This is a genomic window from Streptomyces sp. 6N223 (assembly GCF_052246635.1).
In the GTDB taxonomy this organism is placed as follows: domain Bacteria; phylum Actinomycetota; class Actinomycetes; order Streptomycetales; family Streptomycetaceae; genus Streptomyces.
The window spans coordinates 1-24,355 of record NZ_JBQQCA010000031.1 but is presented as its reverse complement, the minus strand read 5'-3'; the positions used below and the strand labels follow the sequence as shown (position 1 = coordinate 24,355).

Below are 24,355 nucleotides of genomic sequence, written 5' to 3'. Positions count from 1 at the left end.
GACGTCCCGATGAGCAGCGACGCCGCGAGGGAACGTGGCAAGGGCAAGGGCAAGGGCAACGGCCGGGGCAACGGCAACGGCAACGGCAACGGCAACGGCCGGGGCAATGGCAACGGCAACGGGCGCGGGAAGCGGCCCCGCGTCACGCTGCGGGAGGTCGCGGAGGCGGCCGGCACCTCGCAGTCCACGGCCTCGCGGGCCCTGGCGGAACGCGGATACGTCGCCGAGGAGATCAAGGCCAAGGTCAGAGCCGCGGCGGACCGCCTGGGATACGTCCCCGACATCACCGCCCGCACGCTGAAGGGGCGCTCAAGCGGCCTGGTGGGCCTGCTGGTGTCCGATCTGCGCAACCAGTTCTACGCCCAGCTCGCCGCCGGCGTGGGACAGACCCTCACCGCGGCGGGCCACCAGGTGGTCCTCGTGGACGACCACGGCGACGAGGAGCGGGCCGCGAACGGGGCCCGCGCGTTCCTGTCGATGCGCGCGGACGGGGTGCTGCTCGCCCCCGTCGGCCGGGCGGCCACCGCGCTGCTGGTGGAGCACGGCACGCCGGTGGTGGAGGTGGACCGCCGGTCGGGGGTGCGCGGCTGCGACGCGGTGATCATAGACAGCGAGCGCGGCGCCCATGACGCCGTGGCCCACCTGCTCGCCCTGGGCCACCGCCGGATCGCCGTGGTGGTCGACGAGACGATGTGGGACACCGGCCGGGGACGGCTCAAGGGGTACCGGGCCGCCCACCGCGCCGCCGGCGTTCCGCTCAGCCGGCGGCTCGTGCTGGACCTGGGGCTGCGGCTCGCCGACCCGCAGCGCGAGGTGGGAGAGTTCCTGGCGGCCCACCCGGACGCCACGGCGGTCTTCGCCGCGAACAACGTGGTCGCCGAGGCGGTGTGGCAGGAGCTCAAGCGGCTCGGGAGGGCCGTGCCGGGGGACTGCTCCGTGGTGTCGTTCGACGACCTGACCTGGATGCGGATGGTCGAGCCCGGCCTGACGGCCGTGCGCCAGCCGGTGTACGAGATGGGGGCGCGGGCGGCGTCGCTGCTGCTGGAGCGGGCCGGCGGCGGCCAGGGCCGCAGCCGCACGCACACCCTCGACCCCGAACTCCTCGCGCGCGGGTCCACCGCCGCGCCCCCGCCGGGGTCCTGAGGCCCCGGGTCCTGATTCCGGTCGCCAGCGCGTATTGACCGCCCTTCACCGATGTGACTACGTTGCCATGTGGCAACGATGTCACATGAGAGAGTGACCATGACCCTCCCACCCCGTCGCCGGCCACGCCGCCGCGCGACCCCGGCCCCTTCGCCGTGCCCCGCTGCCTGAGGGCCGTGCTCACGACAGGCACGACAGGCACGACAGGACGGAAGGGCTGATGACGCACCACGACCAGCACGGCCACCGCCACCGCGACCGCACGGAGCCGGCACCGGTGCTCGCCCTGGACATCGGCGGCACGAAGCTGGCCGCCGGAGTGGTCCGGGCGGACGGCGAGGCGCTGGCCTTCGCGGTCGCCCCCACCCTCGTCCAGGACGGCCCGGACGCCGCGCTGAAGCGGCTCCTCGACCTCGGCCGGGTGGTGCTGTCCCGGACCGGGACCGCGCCCGGGGAGCTGCTCGGCGTCGGCGTCGGCTGCGGCGGGCCGCTGAACGCCCAGTCCGGCGTGCTCATCGCCCCGCCGCACCTTCCGGGCTGGGTGAACGTGCCCATCGTCGAGCTGGTCCGGGACACCTTCGGCCGCCCCGCCGTGCTGGACAACGACGGCACCGCGGGCGCGGCCGGGGAGTGGCGTTTCGGCGCGGGCCACGGCAGCCGCTCCCTGCTGTACCTGACGGTCTCCACCGGCATCGGCGGCGGCGCCGTGCTGGACGGCCGCACCTTCCGGGGCGCGGCCGGCAACGGCGGCGAGCCGGGGCACGTCCTGGTCCGCTCCGGCGGCCGGCCGTGCGTCAGCTGCGGGCGGCGCGGCTGCCTGGAGGCGTACGCCTCGGGCACCTCGATCGCCGAACGCGCCCGGGAGGCGGTCGCGGACGCCCGGGCCGCGGGCAGGGACACCGTGCTGGGCGGATGCGACCCGCTGACCGCCGCCGACGTGTCGGCCGCCGCGCGGCGCGGCGACCCGGTCGCGGTGGCCGTGTGGGAGGAGACGGTGGCGGCCCTCGGCAGCGGCCTGACCACGCTCGTCAACGTCTTCGAGCCCGAGGTGGTGGTCCTCGGCGGCGGCGTCACCCGGGCCGGCGAGCAGCTGCTCGGGCCGGTCCGCCGGATGGTTGCCGAGCAGGCCATGGGCCCGGCCGCCGCCGCGGCGCGGCTGACCCTGGCCTCCGGCGGGGACCGGGCCGGGGTGCTGGGCGCCGCGGCCGTGGCCTTCGAACGCCTGGGTCCGACCACCGGGCTCGCCCCATGACCCGCCCCATGACCCGCCCGATGCCCCGTCCGATGCCCCGTCCGATCACCCGGCCCATGTCCCGCCCGACGCCCGACCACGCGGACCGACCAGCGCCACCTGACCCGTACTGGAGCACCATGCCTGTCCCGCCCCCCGCCGCCGGCCAGCTCGCCGACCACCTCCGGATCGCCGAGCGCACCCGGGAGCTGCTGCCCGAGCTGGAGCGGGTCGCCCGCCGGCTCATCGACGTCTACCGGGGCGACGGGCGGCTGTACACCTTCGGCAACGGCGGCAGCGCCGCGGACGCCCAGCATCTGGCCGCCGAGCTCATCGGCCGCTACCTCCGCGAACGCCGGCCGCTGGCGGCCGTCGCGCTGACCTGCGACCCGTCCGTCAGCAGCTGCATCGGGAACGACTACTCCTTCGACGAGCTGTTCGCCCGCCAGGTGCGGGCGCTGGCCCGCCCCGGCGACATGGTCATCGGCTTCAGCACCTCCGGCCGCTCGCCCAACGTCGTCCGCGGCCTGGCCGCCGCCCGCGAGGCCGGGGCCGTGACCGTGCTGTTCGGCGGCGGCCACCACGGGGGCCCCGGGGGCATACCGGCCGCCGAGCACGCCGACCACGTGCTGGCCGTGCCGGCCACGGCCACCGCCCGGGTGCAGGAGATGCACCTGACGCTGCTCCACCTGCTCAGCGAGCAGGTCGACGCCTGGGCCGCCGATACCGAGCCACCCGCCCGGCACACCCCTGAGGCTCCCGACCCCGCCTACGCCAAGCTGGAGACCCGCGCATGACCACCCCCCACCCCGCCAGCCGCCCCCCCAGCCGACGGCGCACCGTTCACCTGGTGGGCAACGCGCACATCGACCCCGTCTGGCTGTGGCGCTGGCCCGAGGGCCTCCAGGAGATACGCGCCACCTTCCGGTCCGCCGCCGACCGCATGGAGGAGTACCCCGACTTCGTCTTCACCTGCGACTCCGTCATGTACCTGGAGTGGATCGAACGCCACGACCCCGAGCTGTTCGGCACCATTCGCAAGCGCGTCGCCGAGGGCCGCTGGCAGGTGATCGGCGGCTGGTGGGTCGAGCCGGACTGCAACATACCCTGCGGCGAGTCCTTCGTCCGCCAGGCGCTGTACGGGCAGCGCTACCTGCTGGAGAAGTTCGGCGTGGCCGCCACCACCGGCGCCAACCTCGACCCGTTCGGGCACAACGCCATGCTGCCGCAGCTGCTGCGCAAGTCCGGCATGGACGGCTACGTCTTCCTGCGCCCGGGACCGCACGAGCAGGCGCTGCCCGGCCAGTTCTTCCACTGGGAGGCCCCGGACGGCTCCCGCGTGCTGGCCTACCGGCTGCCCAACGAGTACGGCTCGCCGGGCATGGACATCGGCGGCCACCTCGACAAGGCGCTGTCCATGGCGCCCGCCGACCTGCCCGAGCTGATGGTCTTCTACGGCGTCGGCAACCACGGCGGCGGCCCGACCCGGGCCAACCTCGACAGCATCCAGCGCCTGGACGCCCTCGGCGGCCTGCCCCGGCTGAGGCTCAGCCACCCCGAGGCGTACCTGCGGCGCGTCCGCGACCAGGCCGAGGCCGAGGCCGGGGCCGGGGCCGGCATCCCGGTGCACGCCGGCGAGCTGCAACACCACGGCCCCGGCTGCTACTCGGCCCACTCCGGCGTGAAGTCCTGGAACCGCCGCGCCGAGCACGACCTGATGCGCGCCGAGAAGTGGGCCGCGGTGGCCCGGGCCCTCGCGGGCGAGGAGTACCCGATCGGACAGCTTACCGAGGCGTGGAAGCTGGTGCTGTTCAACCAGTTCCACGACATCCTGGCCGGCACCTCCATCCGGTCCGCCTACGAGGACGCCCGCGACGACTACGGGCGGGCGCGTTCGCTGGCCGCGGAGGTCTTCAACCGGGCCGTGCAGGCGGTGGCCCGCCGCATCGACATCCCGCTGACCGAGGAGCGCGCCGACACCGTTCCGCTGGTCGTCTTCAACCCGCACCCCTGGGAGCTGCACGCCGACGTCGAGGCCGAGTACGGCAAGGCCGCCACCACCGGCCTGGAGGACGAGACCGGCGCGCCGGTGCCGGTGCAGCTCACCCGATCCGAGACCACCCTGAACGGCCCCCGCGGCCGGATCGCGTTCCGGGCCTGCGTGCCGCCGCTCGGCCACCGCGTCTACCACCTGCGCCCGGACCGCCCGGACCGCCCGGACCGCCCCGCGCCCTCCGGCGACGGGCCCGTCACGGCGACCGGCACCACGCTGGAGAACGAGCACCTGCGGCTGACCGTTGACCCGCGCACCGGCTGGCTCAGCTCCCTGGTCCACAAGGCGAGCGGCGCGGAGCTGGCGCCCGAGCGCCCCGGCCCGCACGCCGTGGTGGTCGACGACCCGTCCGACACCTGGGGCCACCGGGTGCGCGCCTACGACCGCGCCACCGGCGCGTTCCGCTGCACCCGCGTGCGTCTGGTGGAGCACGGGCCGGTGCGCGCGGTGCTGCGCGTCGAGAGCCGGTACGCCGACTCCCGGCTGGTCGAGGAACTGGTGCTGTCCGCCGGCTCGGCCCACGTCGAGGTGCGCACCACGGTCGAGTGGCACGAGCGGCTCCGGCTGCTCAAGCTGCGCTTCCCCACCGCGCTGTCGGACGTCACCGCCACCCACGAGATCCCCTACGGCCACATCGAGCGCGTGCCCGACGGCACCGAGGAGCCCACCCAGGCGTGGGTGGACGTCACCGGCACCCTGCCCGGCGGGCTGCGCGCCGGGCTCGTCGTGGTCAACGACAGCAAGCACGGCCACGACGTGACGGGCGGCGAGATCGGCATGACCGCGCTGCGCAGCCCGGTCTACGCCTGGCACGAGCCGAAGCAGCTCGATCCGGACGGCATCTACGACCACCTCGACCAGGGGCGGCAGGAGTTCCGCAGCCTCCTCGTCCCGCACGCCGGCGACTGGCGGACCGTCGACCCGCCGCGCCGCGCGGCCGAGCTCAACCAGCCGGCGTTCGCGCTGCTGGAGACGTTCCACGCCGGGCCGCTGCCGCAGCGCGCGGCGCACCTGGACGACGGCGCGGGCCCGGTGCTGGTCAGCGTCGTCAAGGCCGACGAGGACGGCGACGGCGATCTGGTGGTGCGCGCCCGCGAGTCGACCGGCCTGGCCGCCACGGCGCGGATCGCGGTGCCGATGCTCGGCGGGCGGGTGATCGAGGCGGACTTCGGGGCGTTCGAGATCAAGACCTTCCGGGTGCCGAGAGACCCCGGGCAGCCCGTCGTGGAGACCGACCTGCTGGAGCGGCCGGAACGGCGGGAACGGCGGGAACGAGGGGAGGCGCCCCGTGACCGGGACGATCGCTGACCCGCCGCGCCTCCCGGCCGCGCGGCAAGCCCTCGCGGCCGGGCCCGTGCCGCTGCGGGCGGCGGCCGACGGCGAGGCCGCGCTGCCCTACCTGGTCGGGCTGCTCACCGAGGACGGCGTCTGCCTGCCCGTGCCCGCCCACCGGATCGACCGCCACCCGGACGGCTCCCTGGAGGCGGAGGGCGCGGCGCACGGCTTCGCGGCCCGGCTGCGCCTCGGCCCGCCTTCCCCCGGGGGCGGCGGGCGCGCCGCGCGGCTCACGGTACGCCGCGAGGCGGCGGGCCCGGCCCGCGCGGGGCTGCGCGTCGAACTCCGCCTCGGCGCGGGCGTCGACGACCCCGGCTGGCTGATCCCCGGCGTGTTCTACGGGCCCAACCGGCTGCCCGAGTGCACCCGCCCCTACCCGCGCTACGCCCCCGATGCCGCCACTGATCCCGCGGGGATGACCGCCGACGCCTGGTCGTTCCGCGCCGACCGCTGCGCCACCCCGGCCGTCTTCGCCCGCGACGGCCGCGGCGGCGCCGCCCTCGCCCTCGCCGAGGAGGGCGAACTCGGCCAGCAGGGCGTCGGCTTCGCGCTCCTGGACGGCGCCCGGCCGGCCCTGCGGCTGCACGCCCCCTACCGCGAGGAACCCCTCACCTACTACGGGTCCGGCACCCCGCTGCCGCCGCAGACGCCCACGCACGACTGGGCGCCCGGCCAGGAGCACACCCTCCACTTCTCGCTGCACCTCCTCGACGCCGACCCGCACGCCTACGCCCCCGTGCTGCGCGCCCTGCACCGCGCCACGCCCGCCCCGCCCACCGCCGCCGCCTGGGTCACCATCCCGCACGCCGCCGAGCTCACCGCGTACGGGCTGCACCGCTGGCACTTCCGCCCCGACCCGCCGGTGCTGCTGGAGACCGCGGCGTTCGACCGCGAGGCGCTGGGCCCGGCCGGCGACCGGCAGGCCATGCACGTGTCCTGGGTCAGCGGCACCCCGTACGCGCACGCCCTGCTGCTGCACGCCCGGCGCACCGGCGACGCGGTCATGGCCCGGGACGCGATCGCCGTCCTCGACCACATCGCGGGCAACCTCACCCCGGCCGGCACGTTCTGGGGCCAGTGGAGCGCCGGCGCCGGCTGGAACGCCGGCTGGACGCCCGACCCGCACCGGCTGCACGCCCGCACCCTCGGCGACGCCACCCTCTTCCTGCTGCGCGCGCTGCGCGTCGAGCGCGCCCGCGGCCACGACCACCCGTCCTGGGAGCGGGCCGTGCGCGCCAACCTGGCCGTCGCCCGCTCCGGCCAGGACCCGGCGACGGGCCGGCTCGCCGCCGCCCACCACAGCGACACCGGCGCCCCGCTGTCGTACGCCGGCACCGCCGGGCTCGCCTGGATCGCGCCGCTCGCCGAGGCCGCCGCCGCGTTCGACGACCCCGGCGCGCTGGCCGCCGCCCGCCGCGCCGGCGCGCACTACGCGGCGGACGTGCGCCGCGAGTTCCTGTGCGGCGCGCCCGAGGACGTGTCCCTGGCGCCGTCCTCGGAGGACGGCTACAACGCCGTCATCGCCTACACCCTCCTCCACGAGGCCGACCTCGACCCCGACCCCGACCCCGACCCCGACGCCGACTCGCCTTGGCTCGACCTGGCCCGCCGCGCCGCCGACTGGACGCTCACCTTCCGCTACACCTACGACGTGGCGTTCGGCCCGCGGACCCTGCTCGGCCGCTACGGCTTCCGCACCCGCGGCGGCGACCAGGCGTCCCCCTCCAACCAGCACCTGCACGCGTTCGGCCTCATCGCGCTCCCCGAGACGGTGCGGCTGGCCCGGCACCTCGGCGACCCGCACTACCGGCACTCGGCGCGGGAGAACCTCGACTGCTTCCGGCAGTTCGTGGCCCGCGCGGACGGCGACTTCAACGCCTACCGCGGCATGGTCAGCGAGCGCTTCTACCAGACCGACTGCTTCCAGGCGAAGGGCATGCTGCTCACCCTCTCGCACGCCTGGTCCGCCGGCGTGCTGCTGTACGCCTGCGAGGCCGCGCGCGACCTGCCCGAGTACGAGCTGCTGGAAACCCGCCAGGAGCCGGAGCAGGAGCGGGATCCGGAGCCGGGGCCGTGACCGCAGAGCTGCGCTTCCCGCCCCGCTTCCGGTGGGGCACCGCCACCTCCGCGTACCAGGTCGAAGGCGCCACCCGGGCCGACGGGCGCGGCGAGAGCGTCTGGGACCGGTTCTGCCGGGTGCCGGGGGCGATCGAGAACGGCGACACCGGCGACGACGCCTGCGACCACTACGCCCGCGCCGGCGAGGACGTCGCGCTGATGGCGTCGCTCGGCCTGACCGCGTACCGCCTCTCGCTGGCCTGGCCCCGCCTCTTCCCCGCCGGCGACGGCCGGATCGAGCCGCGCGGCCTTGCCCACTACGACCGGCTCATCGACCGGCTCCTCGCGCACGGCATCACCCCGCTCGTCACGCTCTACCACTGGGACCTGCCGCAGGCCCTCCAGGACCGCGGCGGCTGGCGCGACCGCGCCACCGCGCGGCGCTTCGCCGACTACGCCGCCGCCTGCTTCGACGCCTTCGGCGACCGGGTGCGGGACTGGGTGACCGTCAACGAGCCGTGGATCGTCGGCGTCCTCGGGCACCAGCTCGGCCTGCACGCCCCCGGCGAGCGGGACCTCGCCGGCAGCGTCCGCGCCATGCACCACCTGCTGCTCGGGCACGGACTCGCCGCCAGCGCGCTCCGCGCCACCGGCCGCCCCGGGGCGCGCGCGGGCGTGGCGTACAGCCTCTACCCGCACACCCCCGCCGGCGACACCGCGGCCGACCGGGCCGCCGCCCACGCCTCGGACGGCTACGTCAACCGCTGGTTCCTGGACCCCGTGCACGGCCGCGGCTACCCCGCCGACATGCGGGAGCACTGGGAACGCGCCGTCGGGCCGCTGGACTTCGTGGCCGACGGCGACGAGCGCGCCATCGCGGCGGGCAGCGACTTCATCGGCGTGAACTACTACACGCGGCGCATCGTCGCCGCCGGCCGCGGCGACGGGCCGTGGCCCTGGCGGGTCGAACGGGGCCGCCCCGGCGTGCCGCGCACCGACCTGAACTGGGAGATCGTCCCCGACGACCTCACCGCCCTGCTGCTGCGGCTGCACCGCGCCCACCCGGGCGTGCCGCTGCTGGTCACCGAGAACGGCGCGGCGTTCGACGACGCCCCGGGCCCGGACGGCGGAGTGCGCGACGCGCGGCGGGTGGCGTTCCTGCACGGACACCTGGCCGCCGTGCACCGCGCCATCGCGGCGGGCGCGCCCGTCGAGGGCTACTACCACTGGTCGTTCCTGGACAACTTCGAGTGGGCCATGGGCTACCGCCCCCGCTTCGGCCTGGTCCACGTCGACCGGGACACCCGGCGCCGCACCGTGAAGGAGAGCGGGCGGTGGTACGGGGCGGTGGCGCGGGCCGGGGCGATCCCGGCACGGCCGCCGGGCGGGGCGGGATGAGCGCCGCCGGCGGGCGGGTGCGGTTTCCGGCGGGCGAGCTGCCCGTGCTGTACGAGGTGGACGCGGCGGTGATCGGCGGCACGCTCGCCGGCACCGCCGCCGCGGCGGCGCTGGCGCGGGCCGGCCGGCGGGTGCTGCTGGTGGAGCCCGGCATGGCCCTGGGCACCGAGCTGACCGCCGCCAACCGCCCCTGGCTGACGAGCGCCTCGCTGGGCGGCCCCGATGTGCTGGCGCCGCTGATCCCGCCCGGCACCGCGCCGGGCGCCCGGGTGCCGCTGCGCCCGGCGGCGCTCAAGCTGCGCCTGGAGGACGCCGTGCTGGCGGCGGGCGGGCAGCTGCTGTACGGCGTCCGGCCGCTCGCCGCGCACGCCGCGAACGCCGCGCACGGCGAGTCGGCCGTGCGCGGGCTGGTCCTGGCGGGCAAGTCGGGGCGGCGGGTGGTCCGTTGCCCGCTGCTGCTGGACACGGCCGCGGCCGTCTCGCCGACGGGCTGGGGCGCGGCGGGGGACCACCACCGTCTCCCGGCGCCGCTCGCAGGGGAAGGCGGCTCGGCGGGAGGCGCGTGCACCGTGTGGAGCGTGGAGTTCGACGGCGTGGCGGAGAGGGCCGAGGCGGCCGGCGCCCATCCCGCCGCGGCGGGGGTCCCGCTGATCGACGGATACCGCGACACCGGGCACCTGTACGCCCTGCTCGCGGTGCCCGCCGACGGGAGCCGGCGCGACGCGGTGCGGGCCGCCTGCCGACTGCTGCGCGCCCACCCGGCGTTCAGCCGGGCCGAGCTGGGCGCGGTGGGCACCGCGCCGCTGGCCGGCCCGGCGGCGTTCGCGCTCCGCGCCGACCCGGAGACCGCCGGCCTCTGGCACCTGGACCCCCCGCCACCGGCGGCGGGCCCGTACGCGCCGCTGCTCGATCCGGCCGACGCCCTCCGCGCCGGCACCGACGCGGCCACGGCCCTGGCCACCCGCCCACCACCGCCGCCGCCCGCCGCGATCCCCGTCTCCACAACCGCCGCCCCTGGCACGGCCGGCCACTGTCCGTTTGGCCATGGCCTGACCGGCGACGGATCGTCCGGCCACGGCCAGGCCGACCACGCCCGGTCCGACCACGCCCCGATCGCCCGGCGGGCCGCGCCGGTCGACGACGTCGCGCCGCGGAGCGACGCCGTGCGTCCGGCGCCGGACGGTCCCCCGCGTACCGGGCCCCGACCGGCGGAGCCGGGCGTCGCGCCGCACCGCGACTGGCGGGGGCCCGCCGGTCGCGAGTTCGTGGCCGCCATGGACGTCGCGTGCCTGCCGCCCGTGGACGTGCTGGTCGTCGGCGGCGGCACCAGCGGCGCCTCCGCCGCCATCGCGGCCGCGAGTGCGGGGGCCCGCACCCCCCTTGTCCAGGCCGGCCCCGGCCCCGGCGGCACGGGAACGTACGGCGGGGTGCACAGCTACTGGTTCGGCCGGCGCGCCGGCCACGCCGCCGAGATCCAGCGCGCCACCCGCCTGACGCACCGCGAACTGGGCCTGCGCGGCGGCGTCGGCGCCTGGAACATCGAGGCCAAGGCGCTGGCCCTGCACCGGGAGCTGAGCCGTGCAGGCGCCGACGTGTGCTACGGCGCGTGCGCCTTCGCCGCCCTGCGGGACGGCGACCGCGTGACCGGGGCGGTGTTCGCGGGCCCCCGAGGGGCGTTCGCCGCCACCGCCTCCGTCGTCGTCGACGCCACCGGCGACGCCGACCTGGCCGCCTGGTGCGGCGCGCCCTGCACCTACGGCGCCGCGGGCGTGCACACGGTGATGTGGTACTCGCTCGCCCAGTTCGACACGCCCGCCGCCACCCGCAACACCTTCGGCGGCCTGTGCGACGTCACCGACGTCGTCGACGTCACCCGCGCCGTGCTCGCCGCCCGCCGGCGCGGCGCGGAACGCCACGACCACGGCATCCAGCCCGCCGCCCGCGAGACCCGCCACCTCCTGGGCGAGACGGTGCTGACCCTCACCGACCAGCTCACCGGGCGACGCTGGCCGGACACGGTCGCCGTGCACTTCTCCAACCACGACCTGAAGGGCAAGGGCGAGGCCCTGTGGCCCCAGGTGGGGCTCATCCCGCCCAACCTGGAGATCGAGCTGCCCTACCGGGCGCTGCTGCCCCGAGGGCTCGACGGCCTGCTGGTCACCGGCAAGGCGATCTCCGCCACCCACGACGCGCTCCCCGCCCTGCGCATGCAGGCCGACATGGAGAACCTCGGCGAGGTCACCGGCATCGCCGCCGCCCGCTGCGCCGCCACCGGGACCGCCCCCAGGGACCTGGACGTCGCCGCGCTCCAGGACCTGCTGGTCCGGCGCGGCCGGCTGCCGGCGTACGCGCGGCACGCCACCGCGCCCGAACGCCCGCCCCCACCACCCCCGTTGGAAGACCTGCTCGAAGGCCTCGCGGCGCACCTGCCGCTGCACGGCTACTCCGACATGGGCCGGCGCGAGGTGTTCCGGGGGACCATCCCCTTCGTCCACCTCGCCCTCGACCGGCGCCCGGAGACCACCCCCGCCCTGCTGCGGGCGCTGCCCGCCGCCACCGGACAGCACCGGCTCGTCCTGGCCCAGCTCCTGGTGCTGCGCGGCCACCCCGAGGGCGTCGCGGTCCTGCTGGAGCACCTCACCGAGCGTCTCTCCGGCGCCCGCCTGCCGCCCCGCGACTCCTCGATCCGGGAGGCGCAGCTGCCGCCCGACCAGTCCGCGATGCCCGACGAGGCGTACCTCCTGCACACCCTCGCCGTCGCCCGCGACCCCCGCACGATCCCCCTCTGGGAACGGGTCGCGCTCCTCGCCGACGCCCGCGAGGACGCCTTCCGGGACCCGTACGCCTCCCCGTTCTCCTGGATCGACGCGGTGTGCTCCGGCGCCGAACGCCTCGGGGACCCGGCCGCCGTCCCGGCCCTGGAACGGCTCCACGACCGGCCCGCGCTACGCCACCAGTGGCGCACCGCCGGCATCGAACCCGACGACGTGCAGGAGCGGCGCGCCCTGCTCGAACTCGCCCTCGGCAGGGCCCTGGCGGCCTGCGGCAGCCCGCGCGGCTACCGCGTCCTCGCCCACTACCTCGCCGACAACCGGTCGCTGCTCGCCGCCCAGGCCCACAGCCGGCTGACCGCCCTGACCGCCCTGACCGCCCTCCCCGCCCACGACGACCCTCACACCGCGGACCTTCCCGGCCTCCGGGTCGGCCGTCAGTCGAGGCCGATGACGTAGTAGCAGTCCTCGTCGTAGTCACCGGGTTCGAGCTCGGTGGTGAAGGTGTAGGGGTTGCCGCCGTAGTCGATCATCACGATGTACTCGCCCGGCGGCACGGTCAGGGTCGCGCTGGGCCGGTCGCTGGTGTAGCAGGCGCTGTGCTCGGAGGAAGAGGCGTCGCTGGGGCAGCCGGCGCAGGCGTCCACCGTGGCGCGGCCGGTCTCCGGGCCGGTGTAGAGGACGTCCATCGACGTCGGTGAGTCGTTGAGGAACACCATGGTCGCCGGGCCGCCGGGCGGGCCGCCGGTGCCCGGCGGCTCCGGGACGTACTCCTCGCCGTCGCTGTCCCCGTAGTCGTAGTTGGCCCGGGCGATCTCCGTGATGACCAGCATGTCGGCGGCGCGCCCGGCCACGGCGGTGCCGGGGTAGTCCTCCTCGATCGCCTGGAACTGCACCGTGGCCTCGTAGAAGTCGCGGTCCTCGTAGTGCTCGATCCCGCACCGGTACCGGGTGTCCGGCAGGGCGCTGTCCGCCTGCCGCACCGTCTCGGCCGGGGCGTCGTCCGTCCGCAGCACGCGGTTGAACAACCTGACCGCCATGCAGTGCTCGCCGCTGTCCTGGTTCGCCTGGCCGCAGCCGAACCACGCCTGAGCGAGGGCGTTCTCCGCACGCGCCACGGTCCGGGCCGGGGCGCCCTCCACCTCCAGCACCTCCTCGAACGTCTCGGCCGCCGAGCAGTCCCGGTCGCCCTCCACGCGTGCCTGGCCGCAGCCGAACAGCGCCCGGGTCAGGGAGCCCTCGGCCCGGTCGGCCAGGTCGCGTGCCTCGGGCTCGTCGAAGGACGACGGAAGCCGCGTGAGATGCCGCAGGTCGGTGATCGCCTGACAGTCCAGGCCCTCGTCGAGCGGAGCGGTCACCGCCTCGTAGACCTCCTCCACGCGCCCGGGCACCGCATCGGCCCCCGCCGATCCGGGATAGTCCTCGCGCACGGCGAAGTACGCCCCGAACACGTCGAGATAGCCGCCGCTCTCCGACCAGCCGGTGTCGCCGGCCCGGTCGGCCAGGGCGTCCGCCGCCGCCAGCCGGAGGCCGATCAGCCGGTCCTCGCCGCCGCCCCAGGGCGGGTGACCGCCGTAGCGGTGCAGGTACCTCTCGTAGTCGGCGATCGCGTCCTCGAAGTCACCGCGGGCGGCGTCCCCTTCGGCGTCCACCACCAGGCCGCAGGACTCCTCGCCCCGCCGGGCCTCGTCCCCCTCCGGGCTGAGGAGGACGTCCCAGGCGCGCTCGCCGGCCCGCTCGTAGTGGGCCAGCGCTTCGCCGCACTCGCCCGCGCGGTGCGCCTCCTCGGCCGCCGCCAATTCGTCGCGGGGCACCGAGCGCAGGTACACGATCCCGGCCGCCACGAGGCAGACGGCCACCAGCCCGGCCACGACCGCCCGCCGCGAGCCGGACGCCTCCGCTCCCGCGGCGCGGCCCAGCCGCCAGCCGTCGAAGGCGGCGGCGGCCAGCCACACCCCGTACACCGCGCTCCACGGGCCGGGGTTGTCGCTGGCGTCCAGCACGGTGGCGGCGATGACCAGCAGGAGCGTGGCCGCCCCGTACCACCTCGCCCGCCGCCACCGCCGCAGGTACACCCACCCGGCCCCCAGCCCACTGGCGTTGAGCAACGCGGCGGCCCACGCCCTCTCGCCGGTCCCTGCCATACCCGTCTCCCTCCGGTTCCCGCCAGGCAGCCACCTGGATACCCCGGCGCGACGGGGAGGGTTCCCGGGGGTTGCCGGGGGTTCCCGCTAGGGTGACGTCGGTGGCCGGTTCCGCGTCACGAGCGGCTCGTCGCATCCCCACGCACCGCGCTTCGGCACCGCACCGGCGCATCCGGCAAGCGGGTGGGGACGCGCAACTGACGGCGGTGGAGACAAGGGAGTTGACCATGGACATCCTGCTCATCGGCGGCCTGTGGCTCGCCGGACCGGTCTGGGACGACGTCGCGTCGGCGCTCCGGGCGTTCGGCCACCGCCCCGTGCCGCTCACGCTCCCGGGGCAGGGGGACGGCTCCGCGTCCGCGACGCTCGATGACCAGCTGGAGGCGGTGCTCGCAGCGGTGGACGCAGCGCCGGAGAAACCCCTGGTGGTGGGGCATTCCGCGGCCTGCACCCTGGCCTGGCTGGCGGCTGACCGCCGGCCGGAGCGCCTTGCCGGGGTCGCCCTCGTCGGCGGCTTCCCGTCCGCCGACGGGGAGACGTATGCCGACTTCTTCGAGCTGGTGGACGGCGTCATGCCGTTCCCGGGCTGGGGCCCCTTCGAGGGACCGGACTCCGCCGACCTCGACGCGGAGGCCAGGCGGATGTTCGAGGCTGCCGCGGTCCCCGTTCCCGCAGGCGTGGCCAAGGGCGTAGTGCGGCTGGCGGACGTGCGCCGGTTCGACGTCCCGGTCCTGCTCGTGTGCCCCGAGTACACGCCCGCCCAGGCCAGGGAGTGGATCGACGCCGGTGACGTGCCGGAGCTCGCCCAGGCCAAGCACGTGGAATACGCCGACATCCCCTCGGGCCACTGGCCCATGGTGACCCAGCCCGACGAGCTCGCCCGGCTCCTTGCGGCAGCGGCTGCCGGGGCGTGACGGGCAAGCCGCACACGATCCGGCCCGCGGGCCGGCCGGCTCGGTCGTCCTCGGGAGCGCCACGGCGGCCCCAAAGCCGGGCCGGATCACCGGGCGGGCCCGCTCAGCCCGTTACCGTGTGACGGTGCTTACGGAATCCGGTTCGGACCGGGGGCCGGTCCCTCCTCGGTACGCCATCGTCGAAGCACCATCGCCGCTCGGCCTGCAGACCGACGGCGTCGCGTACCTTCCCGAGGCCCTGCTCGCCGCCGGGCTTGCCGAGCGGCTCTCGGCCCGGCATGCCGGCCGCGTCGAACCGCCGCCGCGTGAGACGCGCATCGATCCCCGAACGGGCGTACGCAATGCCCGCGGCATCGCCGCGTACACGCCTCAGCTGGCGCACGCGGTCGGCGGCGTGCTGGATCGCGGCGAGTTCCCCGTGCTCCTGGGCGGAGACTGCTCGATCCTGCTGGGAAGCATGCTGGCTCTGCGTGACCGCGGACGGTATGGCCTGCTGTTCATCGACGGCCACGCCGACTTCTACCAGCCGCAGGCCGACCCGGAAGCCGAGGCGGCGTCGATGGAGCTCGCGTTCGCCACTGGCCGTGGCCCCCGGCTCCTGACCGACATCAACGGCGGCGGTCCGCTGGTCCGGGACGAGGACGTGGCGCTGGTCGGCTTTCGGGACGGCCGGCAACAGGCCGAGGACGGCTCCCAGCCGATTCCGCCCCGGCTGCGGGCGTGGGACCTGGCCGAGCTGCGGCGCCTGGGCATCGACTCCGCCGCCCGCCAGGCCACCGATCATCTCGTCCGGCCCGAGCTGGACGGCTTCTGGATCCATCTCGACGCCGATGTTCTCGACGACGCCGTGATGCCGGCCGTTGACTACCGGCTGCCCGGCGGCCTGGCCTGGAATGAGCTGGCCACGGTGCTGACCACCGCGATGGGGTCGGGCCGGGCCGTCGGCTTCGAGGTCACCATCTACAACCCCCTGCTCGACCCGGACGGCATCGCGGGGCGCGAGCTCGCCCGCGTGATCGGGCAGGCGCTCCAGCCGGCGTCCGGGGACAGGCATCCGCCCCCGGGATGATCCCGCGCGGTCCCTCGGGTCCCTCGCGTCCCTAGGGCGGGGCCGGGCTCCTCCCCGCCGCGCGTGTGCTCCATCCAGATGAGATGGCCACGGGCGGCGCGAGTCCGCGCGCGGTACGGCCGCGTCGCGTGCGCTACTACGCGGGATTCAACGCAGGACTCAATCGCCTGCCGCCGCGCGAGGAGACACGCATCCATGGGCCATCCGGTTGACGAGATCGCACCCGAGTTCATCCAGAATGCGGCCGAACCGGTCCGTGACCAGCTGATCGGATCGACTCCGTTGAACGTTTTCCTTCAGGGGGCCGGCACGCTGACCCTGAAGGACCGCCGCACCATCGTGGACCAGGCTCTGGTCCTGCTGGAGCAGAACTACGTCCACCTGCCGCTGAAGACCGCGATGCACGCCGCCAACCCGGTCCAGCGGCTGCGGTTGCTGCGCCGGCGCCTGGAACGGCAGACGGAGCAGACCATGCCCCGGGAGTGGCTCTTCCACGCCGAGCTGTCGGAGATCTTCCACTCGGTGCGGGACCTGCACACCAACTACCTGCTGCCCGCCCCCTTCGCCGGCAAGATCGCGTTCCTGCCATTCCTGGTCGAGCCCTGCACGGAGCAGGAGAGGACCCGCTTCCTGGTCACCCATGTCGCGCAGGGCTTCTCCGCTCCCGGATTCAAGCCGGGCGTCGAGATCACCCACTGGAGCGGCATCCCCATCGTGGACGCCGTTCACCTGAACGCGGCCCGGTTCGCCGGAAGCAACCCGTCAGCCCGCCGCAGCCGCGGCGTGCAGTCGCTGACCGTGCGGCCGCTCGTCATCCACCTGCCCCCGCTTGAGGAGTGGGTCACCGTCAGCTACATCGACGACACCGGCAGGCCACGGGAGCTGCGCGAGAGCTGGCGGATCGTGCAGAACCTGCCGCCGTTCGTCGCCGCTGACCCCGCCACCGCCGCGTTCCAGGGGCTGGACCTCGACGGGGACGAGACCAACAGGGCCAAGGTGCTGCTCTTCGCGCCCCAGGTGGTGGCCCAGCGCAACGCCGCCGAGGCGGACGAGCCCATTCCGCACCTGGGCGAGGGCGAGATCGCCACCACGATGCCCGAGGTGTTCAGGGCCCGGTCCATCCACACGTCGTCCGGCAGGTTCGGCCACATCCGCATCTTCACGTTCTCCGTGAGGAACCCCCGGCAGTTCGTCGCGGAGTTCGTCAGCCTCATCCGCCAGCTGCCGCAGGACGGGCTCATCGTGGACGTCCGCGACAACGGCGGCGGGCACATCCACGCGGCAGAGTTCGCGCTGCAGACGCTGACTCCGCGCCGGATCACTCCCGAACCGGTGCAGTTCGTCAACACCCCGCTGAACCTGCGGATCTGCAGCAGGCACCAGGACGATCCCTCGCTGGATCTGGGAGCCTGGCTCCCCTCCATGGAGCAGGCTCTCGAAACCGGCGCGGCCTTCTCCGGTGCCTTCCCGATCACCCCGGAAGACGGCGCCAACGCGCTCGGGCAGCAGTACTCCGGGCCCGTCGTGCTCATCACCAACGCCCGCTGCTACTCGGCCACCGACATCTTCGCGGCCGGCTTCCAGGACCACCGGATCGGACCCGTGCTCGGCACCGACGAGAACACCGGCGCGGGAGGCGCCAACGTCTGGACGCACGAGTTGCTGTCCGAACTGCTGCAGGACGACAGGGCCACGCCGTACACGCCGCTGCCGAAGGGAGCCGGGATGCGGGTGTCGATCCGCCGCACACTGCGCGTGGGCCCTCAGTCCGGCACGCCGGTGGAGGACCTCGGCGTCGTTCCGGACAAGCTGCACCGCATGACCCGCCGCGATCTGCTGGAGGGCAACATCGACCTCCTCGACCACGCCGGCCGACTGTTGAAGGGCCTGTCCCCGCACGCCGTGTCCCTCGCGGAGGCCATGGCTGCCGACGGCGCGCTGCACCTGAAGGTCAAGGTGAAGAACGTTGATCGGGTCGACGTCTATCTCGACCAGCGCCCCCGCGCTTCGGTCGACATGACCGACGGCCAGGCCGACGTCACGGTGACGGGTGCCGCCTCCGCGCGCTCCGCGCGGCTCGAGGGATTCGCGGGTGGCCAGCTCGTCGCCAGCACGACAGAGCGGCTCCCCTAGCCACCGTGGGTGCCGTCCGCGTGTCGGCGGTATACCGCCCCGCACGCTGGGGTGGGCCGATCGGCGGCCTGGAAGGGTTCCCTCCGCGCGCCGTGAGACGAAATCATCACCGGATCGCTAATTTGAACCCTAAGGGACATTAGTCGCATATTCGAATTCTGTCTGCACTTGTCTGCACTTGCCTGCACATGGAGATGTACACGTGCCTGTACATGAACATGAACAGGCAGGAGGCTCCCATCCCCCTCGCCACCCATCCAATGTAGGAGTCGCCATGCCCATGCTGCTGATTCAGGGCTCATTCCACCTGAAGGACACTCAGCCCGACGGAGACACGGTCCACTTCGCCGCGGACAACCCGGACGACTGGAAGCTCGTCGCGGGCAAGACGCCGCTGGATCTCACCGCCACAGGCCGCGCAAAGCTGCGACTGGAGGGCATCGACGCCCTGGAAACCCACTACCACGGAAAGCACCAGCCAATGCAGCACGCCCGTGCCGCCGCGGCGGAACTCCTCAAGTGGCTCGGCTTCACCAACGTCCAGCGCAAGCCCAACGAGACCGTCACCGCCTCGACACCCGAGAGCACGCCGGGCTACATCCTCAGCAAGGGAACCGACATCCACGGTCGCATCGTCGCCCTCGTCGGCCGCGGCAGCCCTCCCGCGGCAAGCGGCTCGGACATCAGCGTCGGCGTACCCATCTTGCGGCAGACGGCCAACCACCACCTGGCCTCCGCAGGGCTGGCCTACCCCACGTTCTACCGAAGCCTGTTCAAGGACCTGCGGGAGGAACTCGCCGCCGTCGCACAACAGGCTCAGGCAGCCGGCAAAGGACTGTGGCCCCAGGATGTGACGATGTCCGGGGTGAAGATCACCGGCATGTCCTCCATCACCGAGGAGGCGGTGATCCTGCCCAAGCTGTTCCGGCGGCTGGTGGACTACCTCAGGCTCGGTATGCCGGTCACATGGTTCCCGGCATACCTCGCCGGTAAGGCGGATCTCTTTACGGTCCTGTCCACCAATGAGCGCTTCGTGGGCCTGAACAACGTCGTCCAGGTCAGCAACGGCAACACGCTCCGCATGACGCACCCGGCCAACGACCTGCTCTTCGACGACGCGTGAGACGTCGCCGACGGGGGTGCGGAGCCTCAAGGCAACGACGAAGTTGAAGTTGTCCCAGCGGCCGTCCCGCTCCCGAGCAGGCGATCGAGAAAGGACAGTGCCCGACCCGCGCCCGCCCCGCCCCGGCGCCCGAAGCGCTTCGGGTTCGGCCGCGCGTACGCCGACGGACGGTACCGGCACGATGAACCGCATGCCGTCGACCGAGGCCGCCAGGCAGGGCGAGTCGCGCCACGATGTCGTGTCCTACGTGTGCGAGTCCGACGGTGGCTCAGCGCCGCCGCGACCAGGAGAGAGGTTTTCCCAACGAAATGTTCTCGTGAGGTGACTCGGCCCAGGAGATCCCGCGAGCCGCGATGAGTCCTGCGGCGTCCGGCGGTCGTACTGTCGAACCCGTTACCGAGGAGGTCTTCGGATGCGCAGTGTGACCTATTCGATGAGTGTCTCACTTGACGGCTACATCGTCGGGCCGGACGGCCGCTTCGACTGGACGGCGCCCGACGAGGAGGTCTTTCGCTTCGCCACCGACGAGATCCGAGAGGTCGGCGTCCACCTGATGGGACGACGGCTGTACGAGACGATGCTGTACTGGGAGACCGTCGACCAGGTTCCATCCCTCGACTTCTCAACGCTCGAGTTTGCCGCGATCTGGAGGCGGCTCCCGAAGGTGGTGTTCTCCACCACGCTTCCGGCGGTGCAGGGTAACGCCCGCCTGGCCTCCGGCGGCCTGGCGGAGGAGATCGAGCGGTTGCGGGCCGAGCCGGGGGCGGGCAACATCGCGATCGGCGGCGCGACTCTCGCCGCCGAGGCGGCCGCGTTGGGCCTGATCGACGAGTACCGGGCCAGGGCCTACCCGGTGCTGGTTGGCGGTGGCATTCCCTTCTTTCCCCAGCGCGAGCGCCGAGTGGATCTCGAGCTCGTCGAGACCCGGACCTTCAACTCGCGAGTCGTCTACCTCCGCTACCGCGTGGCGCGCTAGGCGGCACAGGGCCGGCCAGTGACGTCTCCTCAGCGGTGATCACTTCCAGATTCCGTCGAGGACGGCGCCGCCCCACCCTCCGTTCCCGCTCTTGTTTCATCTATCGATATTCGATAGATTTCCATCGCAACTCGATGGAAGGAAGAGTCATGGGAAAGCTGACCGTGGGTGCGCTGCGCGCCGTGCTCGTGGTGGTGCTCGTCGGCACCGTGTTCGTACAGGCAGGGATGGTGTGGGCGTTGGTCAGCGGGAGCGACCCGGAGGACGGGTCGCTCCCGCTGACCCCGCTGCGCGTGATCACGATCCTGGGCATGGTGTCGGTCCAGGTCGCCCTGGTCTGCGTATGGCGACTGGTGGCGATGGCGCGACGCGGAACCGTCTTCTCCCACGCCGCCTTCCGCTACGTGGACGGCGTGATTGGCGCGATCGTGGCGGCTGCCCTCGCGTGGTTCGCGGTCACGGCCATCAATGCGCCAGGCCAGCGGGACGACCCGGGCGTCACCGTCATCATGGGCGGGGTTGGCGTGGGGATCCTGGGGGTCGCGCTCATCGTGCTCGTGCTGCGGACGCTGCTCGCCCAGGCCGTCACACGCGACGTCGAAGCGGCGCAGATGCAGGCCGAGTTGGACGAGGTGATCTGATGCCGATCGCCGTCGACATCGACGTGATGCTGGCCAGGCGGAAGATGTCCGTGGGTGACCTCGCGGACCGCGTAGGGATCACGCCCGCAAACCTGGCAGTACTCAAGAACGGCCGCGCCAAGGCGGTGCGCTTCGCGACGCTCGCCGCGCTCTGTGAGGTGCTCAACTGCCAGCCCGGCGACCTGCTGCGCTGGGAGCCCGAGGACACCGCGGGTGAATGAACCGAGCCTGCCGACGCGTCATCGCCGATCCCGCTTGCTTTTGGCCAACTCCGCGAGGTAGTCCCACAGGAACTGGGCCAGAAGCGGGTTCTCGTCGGTCCGGTGAAGAGACTCCCAGCCTTCTACGAGGAACCTCTCCGGGGACTCCAGCATCCAGCCGGCCAAGCCCCTCCCGAGGAAGAGCAGGTCGAAGCCTTCCGCGACGTGCAGCCGGATAAGAGGTCCGTCCGCATTGTCCTGGTTCACTTCGTTCCAGCACACCAGGTACCCCAGGGAAGCGCCCAGCGTGTCACCGTCTGAGGCAGGGAGAAATCCTGCGGCGGACCCATCGCCAATCCTCCAACTAACGGAGGAACATGAGCCGACTCTCGTGAGATCCCGCATCCTGTGGAACTTGTTCCGCCACGGGGAGGTAGACGCTCGATAGCGCTCCAGCGCTTTCCCGGAATCGGAACTCGTCGATGCCAGACCACAGCTGGTTCAACTTCTACATACTTCCATGCATCGGGCCGACATAATTTCCTTGGCTGGGAACCGGCACCCTCCTGATCGACGCTGATCATCGCGGCTCCGGTCCCTCTATCAACAGAGCACGCGCCGACGCCAGTGACTCTGCCATCTCGGCTTCGTCCATATATGGCATGCCAGCACCAGGCTGATACAGAGAAACCGCGTCAGCGAGGACCTCAAAGATCTCTGTTTCCAAGAAGTCCGTCGTGAGGACATGTTCAATATCGTTGACGACTTGCAGGGATCGATCGCGATCCGACAGGCATTTATCAATCATTTCTCGAAGTCTCTGTCGGGAATTCGCGGCAGATTCACCTCCCTGGGAATCCGTGACGAGATGATTCGGATTGCTGCCACTCACTACCACAATGGATTTTCTACGCGGGTCCATGTATCGGTCCGAAGCGGGATGGGGTCCTATAGTCGCCTTCGTCCTCATGCAACACACACTTGGCGGCGCAGACGTAGTCCTCGCCATCGTTGATGAGATAAAGTGAGCGTCGGGTTTTTGGGGTCGTGGAGAATCGCAGTGGAGTCGCAGGTTGCGATGAAGCCATTAGCATGACCTTGATCACAATAATCTCATCTGCAGATGAGATTCCCTTGCTGCATCGATGGGCGACGATGTCAGGTGAATTCTTCCTAATCTTGCCAAGAGATCTCCATCAACGCCTCATGCTCATAGTCGTTCAGGCTTGTGATGTACGGCGAGGAGTCACTGCGATTGCCGCAAAAGGTAACACTTGCCGTGAAGGATTCGTCTCCTCCGAGAGAGTTAGACATCGTGATGTAAGAAAGGACCTCGCGGGTATCAAGCAGGCTCAGTGAGCTATGGATTCCCAAGCGGGCGTAAGCAATGCATCGGCGCAGAAGCTTCGCCTCTCTCTGGCCTCCATCCGTTGGCAGGTCATAGTCAATCATTCCCCTGTTATTGACAGCGGCTTCTTTGTGACATGTTTCATACGACTCCACATTTCCACTGTAGCCATACCTCAGAGACCGGAGGAAAATCGCTCCGGATTGATCAATGATCCACCCCTCTTCGATGATGTGTCTGAAGGGCTCTGGCACCTCTTCGCGGCCGATCGCTTCGAGATCGACACGATTCACCAGTTCCGACATCGCCCCGTTCATCCTCATGTTATTCCCCAAAAAATCTCAGACCCTTGAGAATTCCCGCTTGAAACCCCCCGTCCCCGGCGAGCTCTCGTTCGATACTCGGCGGCATTCCTTCGAACCGTCCCGTCTCAAAATTGAAATGAGATTTGACGGATGGATTGTTCTGATCTTGGAAATACATGTCTCCAAGGCGCACTCCGGGATTGGAGTTTTCCACGTCAATCCGGTAGGGCCCACGGTTCCACATGGTCTGACTGGTAACCTTCGTGCGCAACATGGAATCAAGCCCTGGATGATTATTCCCTGATTCAGTCAGGTCGTGTTGATGGGCGTGCGAAGCCGCTAGGATCTTCCGTTTCTCAGACGCGTAGCTCGCAACAGCCCATGGTTCCCGGTCGTAGAAAGCCTCCCAGAATCCAGGGACATTCCAAGATTCTGGACGGAGCGAGAAAGATCCGTCCTCCATCTGGAAAAATCTCCATGAAGACGGCATCCTTGCCGAGGTGACGGTGAATAGTCGGCTGTCAAACAGTGCAGAATCTTCGCGTGGAGAGAACTCCATGCGAAGCAACGTATCCTTGCCCTGTTGAGAGATTACTTCGAGGACGACATATTCTCTTCCGAGCCTCAGTGCACTTGTTCCAAGCGGTCCACGAGCCCCAGGGATCGTACTTCGAGTAAATTTTACTTTCAATCCTCTTACCTTCTGTTCATGACCACTTTGTAGTCATAATCATACGCCACTTGCCCAGTTTCTGGATTGTAGTAAAAATGAACCCGGAAGTCCCCGTAAGGGCTCTGATGCGTTGTTGTCGAGTATTTACCCCAGTCGGCAATGCTGCTGCCATCAGCGGTGAGATGCGCCCGGAGGTGCGCGTTGCCGAGGTTATTGCCGTCGATTATCCGCACTGATTCGGCAATGGCCTGTGGGGTCATCCTTCCGTCTGGGGTGAAAATAGATTCGGCTGACTCACGGCGCAGCTGCTCGGCAAATCTTTGCCCGTCCATGGAGCCGGAAATGAGGTTATGATTTCCGTCCTTCCCGTCCCTTCCGAGCTCATTGAGGCACGGCGCCAGCCCAAGCGGGTCGGTCCAGGTGTGGGGGTTGTGGACGTAGGTGTGGGGGTTGGGGGCTGGTGCGAGGCCGAGGGGGTCGGGGGTGGTGTAGCGGGCGGTTTCGGGGTCGTAGTGGCGGTGGTGGTTGTAGTGGAGGGCGGTTTCGGGGTCGTAGTACTGGCCGGGGAAGCGGAGGGGGGTGTAGGCAGTGCTGTCGGTGTGCCAGGCGGTGGTGCCCCAGAGGGTGGTGCGGGTGTGCCAGGCGGTGGTGCCGGTTTCGTCGATGAGGTCGGTGGGGGTGCCGACGAGGTCGGTGATGACGGCGAAGAAGCGGGAGTTGATTTCTTCCTGGGTGGCGTGGTTGATGATGCGTTCGGTCTGGGCGATGGGGTGGAGGCCGTCGTGGTCCCAGGTGAGGGTGCCTGGGTGGGGGAGGGTGGGGGCGGTGGTGGTCTGTTCT

20 protein-coding genes are annotated in these 24,355 nt (G+C 71.9%); 14 read left to right on the top strand and 6 right to left on the bottom strand.

Features of this window, described 5'->3' with window-relative positions; translation table 11 throughout:
* Positions 1–9: 9 nt before the first annotated feature.
* The 7 genes from ACTWQH_RS19630 to ACTWQH_RS19600 all read left to right on the top strand — a co-directional run bounded on the left by ACTWQH_RS19630 (position 10) and on the right by ACTWQH_RS19600 (position 12,448).
* On the top strand, positions 10–1,143 hold the full coding sequence (locus ACTWQH_RS19630; RefSeq protein ID WP_443287935.1) for a LacI family DNA-binding transcriptional regulator: 1,134 nt from the start codon (positions 10–12) through the stop codon (positions 1,141–1,143).
* A 220-nt stretch (positions 1,144–1,363) separates the two neighbouring features.
* Positions 1,364–2,395 carry an ROK family protein gene (locus ACTWQH_RS19625; RefSeq protein ID WP_443287934.1) on the top strand — a complete coding sequence of 344 codons (1,032 nt, stop codon included), beginning with the start codon at positions 1,364–1,366 and terminating at the stop codon, positions 2,393–2,395.
* 119 nt (positions 2,396–2,514) lie between these two features.
* Positions 2,515–3,171, top strand: a complete 657-nt coding sequence (locus ACTWQH_RS19620; protein ID WP_443287933.1) for a D-sedoheptulose-7-phosphate isomerase — start codon at positions 2,515–2,517, stop codon at positions 3,169–3,171.
* Positions 3,168–5,735 carry an alpha-mannosidase gene (locus ACTWQH_RS19615; RefSeq protein ID WP_443287932.1) on the top strand — a complete coding sequence of 856 codons (2,568 nt, stop codon included), beginning with the start codon at positions 3,168–3,170 and terminating at the stop codon, positions 5,733–5,735. The genes ACTWQH_RS19620 and ACTWQH_RS19615 overlap by 4 nt, the downstream gene beginning before the upstream one ends.
* Positions 5,716–7,839: a hypothetical protein gene (locus tag ACTWQH_RS19610; RefSeq protein WP_443287931.1), complete on the top strand. Its 2,124-nt coding sequence runs from the start codon at positions 5,716–5,718 to the stop codon at positions 7,837–7,839. The genes ACTWQH_RS19615 and ACTWQH_RS19610 overlap by 20 nt, the downstream gene beginning before the upstream one ends.
* Complete coding sequence (locus ACTWQH_RS19605) at positions 7,836–9,218, top strand: GH1 family beta-glucosidase (RefSeq protein ID WP_443287930.1); 1,383 nt, start codon at positions 7,836–7,838, stop codon at positions 9,216–9,218. Before ACTWQH_RS19610 ends, ACTWQH_RS19605 begins: the two co-directional genes overlap by 4 nt.
* Positions 9,155–12,448 carry an FAD-dependent oxidoreductase gene (locus ACTWQH_RS19600; RefSeq protein WP_443287929.1) on the top strand — a complete coding sequence of 1,098 codons (3,294 nt, stop codon included), beginning with the start codon at positions 9,155–9,157 and terminating at the stop codon, positions 12,446–12,448. The genes ACTWQH_RS19605 and ACTWQH_RS19600 overlap by 64 nt, the downstream gene beginning before the upstream one ends.
* Here the strand turns inward: ACTWQH_RS19600 and ACTWQH_RS19595 are convergent.
* The gene (locus ACTWQH_RS19595) at positions 12,427–14,133 is read right to left on the bottom strand and encodes a hypothetical protein (RefSeq protein WP_443287928.1); all 1,707 of its coding nucleotides are present in this window, start codon (positions 14,131–14,133) and stop codon (positions 12,427–12,429) included. The two genes, ACTWQH_RS19600 and ACTWQH_RS19595, sit on opposite strands and share 22 nt — an antisense overlap.
* 227 nt (positions 14,134–14,360) lie before the next feature.
* On the opposite strand from ACTWQH_RS19595, the gene ACTWQH_RS19590 reads away from it, so the two are divergent.
* From ACTWQH_RS19590 to ACTWQH_RS19560, 7 genes are all read left to right on the top strand, one after another.
* Positions 14,361–15,047 carry an alpha/beta fold hydrolase gene (locus tag ACTWQH_RS19590; RefSeq protein ID WP_443287927.1) on the top strand — a complete coding sequence of 229 codons (687 nt, stop codon included), beginning with the start codon at positions 14,361–14,363 and terminating at the stop codon, positions 15,045–15,047.
* Between the two features lie 124 nt (positions 15,048–15,171).
* Positions 15,172–16,116: an arginase family protein gene (locus ACTWQH_RS19585; RefSeq protein WP_443287926.1), complete on the top strand. Its 945-nt coding sequence runs from the start codon at positions 15,172–15,174 to the stop codon at positions 16,114–16,116.
* A 195-nt stretch (positions 16,117–16,311) separates the two neighbouring features.
* Positions 16,312–18,249 carry a S41 family peptidase gene (locus ACTWQH_RS19580; RefSeq protein WP_443287925.1) on the top strand — a complete coding sequence of 646 codons (1,938 nt, stop codon included), beginning with the start codon at positions 16,312–16,314 and terminating at the stop codon, positions 18,247–18,249.
* Between the two features lie 274 nt (positions 18,250–18,523).
* Positions 18,524–19,372: a thermonuclease family protein gene (locus ACTWQH_RS19575; protein WP_443287924.1), complete on the top strand. Its 849-nt coding sequence runs from the start codon at positions 18,524–18,526 to the stop codon at positions 19,370–19,372.
* 412 nt (positions 19,373–19,784) lie between these two features.
* Entirely contained in the window at positions 19,785–20,348 is a 564-nt protein-coding gene (locus ACTWQH_RS19570; RefSeq protein WP_443287923.1) for a dihydrofolate reductase family protein, read from the top strand.
* A 149-nt stretch (positions 20,349–20,497) separates the two neighbouring features.
* Positions 20,498–20,989, top strand: a complete 492-nt coding sequence (locus ACTWQH_RS19565; protein WP_443287922.1) for a DUF2975 domain-containing protein — start codon at positions 20,498–20,500, stop codon at positions 20,987–20,989.
* Positions 20,989–21,210: a helix-turn-helix domain-containing protein gene (locus ACTWQH_RS19560; RefSeq protein ID WP_443287921.1), complete on the top strand. Its 222-nt coding sequence runs from the start codon at positions 20,989–20,991 to the stop codon at positions 21,208–21,210. Before ACTWQH_RS19565 ends, ACTWQH_RS19560 begins: the two co-directional genes overlap by 1 nt.
* Positions 21,211–21,228: 18 nt before the next feature.
* Here ACTWQH_RS19560 and ACTWQH_RS19555 read toward each other — a convergent pair whose 3' ends face one another.
* The 5 genes from ACTWQH_RS19555 to ACTWQH_RS19535 form a co-directional block, all read right to left on the bottom strand.
* On the bottom strand, positions 21,229–21,456 hold the full coding sequence (locus tag ACTWQH_RS19555; RefSeq protein ID WP_443287920.1) for a hypothetical protein: 228 nt from the start codon (positions 21,454–21,456) through the stop codon (positions 21,229–21,231).
* A gap of 313 nt (positions 21,457–21,769) precedes the next feature.
* Complete coding sequence (locus tag ACTWQH_RS19550; RefSeq protein ID WP_443287919.1) at positions 21,770–22,081, bottom strand: hypothetical protein; 312 nt, start codon at positions 22,079–22,081, stop codon at positions 21,770–21,772.
* Between the two features lie 281 nt (positions 22,082–22,362).
* Positions 22,363–22,842 (bottom strand): hypothetical protein, encoded by a 480-nt coding sequence (locus ACTWQH_RS19545; RefSeq protein WP_443287918.1) that lies wholly within the window; start codon positions 22,840–22,842, stop codon positions 22,363–22,365.
* Positions 22,843–22,861: 19 nt separating this feature from the next.
* On the bottom strand, positions 22,862–23,401 hold the full coding sequence (locus ACTWQH_RS19540; RefSeq protein WP_443287917.1) for a hypothetical protein: 540 nt from the start codon (positions 23,399–23,401) through the stop codon (positions 22,862–22,864).
* A 137-nt stretch (positions 23,402–23,538) separates the two neighbouring features.
* A partial coding sequence (locus ACTWQH_RS19535) for an RHS repeat-associated core domain-containing protein (protein WP_443287916.1) occupies positions 23,539–24,355 on the bottom strand: 817 nt, incomplete at its 5' end.

Excerpts from the sequence above, each read along its gene's own strand:
- ACTWQH_RS19630 (WP_443287935.1), top strand. The coding sequence starts at position 10 with ATGAGCAGCGACGCCGCGAGGGAACGTGGCAAGGGCAAGGGCAAGGGC.
- ACTWQH_RS19625 (WP_443287934.1), top strand. The coding sequence starts at position 1,364 with ATGACGCACCACGACCAGCACGGCCACCGCCACCGCGACCGCACGGAG.
- ACTWQH_RS19620 (WP_443287933.1), top strand. The coding sequence starts at position 2,515 with ATGCCTGTCCCGCCCCCCGCCGCCGGCCAGCTCGCCGACCACCTCCGG.
- ACTWQH_RS19615 (WP_443287932.1), top strand. The coding sequence starts at position 3,168 with ATGACCACCCCCCACCCCGCCAGCCGCCCCCCCAGCCGACGGCGCACC.
- ACTWQH_RS19595 (WP_443287928.1), bottom strand. The coding sequence starts at position 14,133 with ATGGCAGGGACCGGCGAGAGGGCGTGGGCCGCCGCGTTGCTCAACGCC.
- ACTWQH_RS19590 (WP_443287927.1), top strand. The coding sequence starts at position 14,361 with ATGGACATCCTGCTCATCGGCGGCCTGTGGCTCGCCGGACCGGTCTGG.
- ACTWQH_RS19580 (WP_443287925.1), top strand. The coding sequence starts at position 16,312 with ATGGGCCATCCGGTTGACGAGATCGCACCCGAGTTCATCCAGAATGCG.
- ACTWQH_RS19575 (WP_443287924.1), top strand. The coding sequence starts at position 18,524 with ATGCCCATGCTGCTGATTCAGGGCTCATTCCACCTGAAGGACACTCAG.
- ACTWQH_RS19570 (WP_443287923.1), top strand. The coding sequence starts at position 19,785 with ATGCGCAGTGTGACCTATTCGATGAGTGTCTCACTTGACGGCTACATC.
- ACTWQH_RS19565 (WP_443287922.1), top strand. The coding sequence starts at position 20,498 with ATGGGAAAGCTGACCGTGGGTGCGCTGCGCGCCGTGCTCGTGGTGGTG.
- ACTWQH_RS19560 (WP_443287921.1), top strand. The coding sequence starts at position 20,989 with ATGCCGATCGCCGTCGACATCGACGTGATGCTGGCCAGGCGGAAGATG.
- ACTWQH_RS19545 (WP_443287918.1), bottom strand. The coding sequence starts at position 22,842 with ATGTCGGAACTGGTGAATCGTGTCGATCTCGAAGCGATCGGCCGCGAA.
- ACTWQH_RS19540 (WP_443287917.1), bottom strand. The coding sequence starts at position 23,401 with ATGGAGTTCTCTCCACGCGAAGATTCTGCACTGTTTGACAGCCGACTA.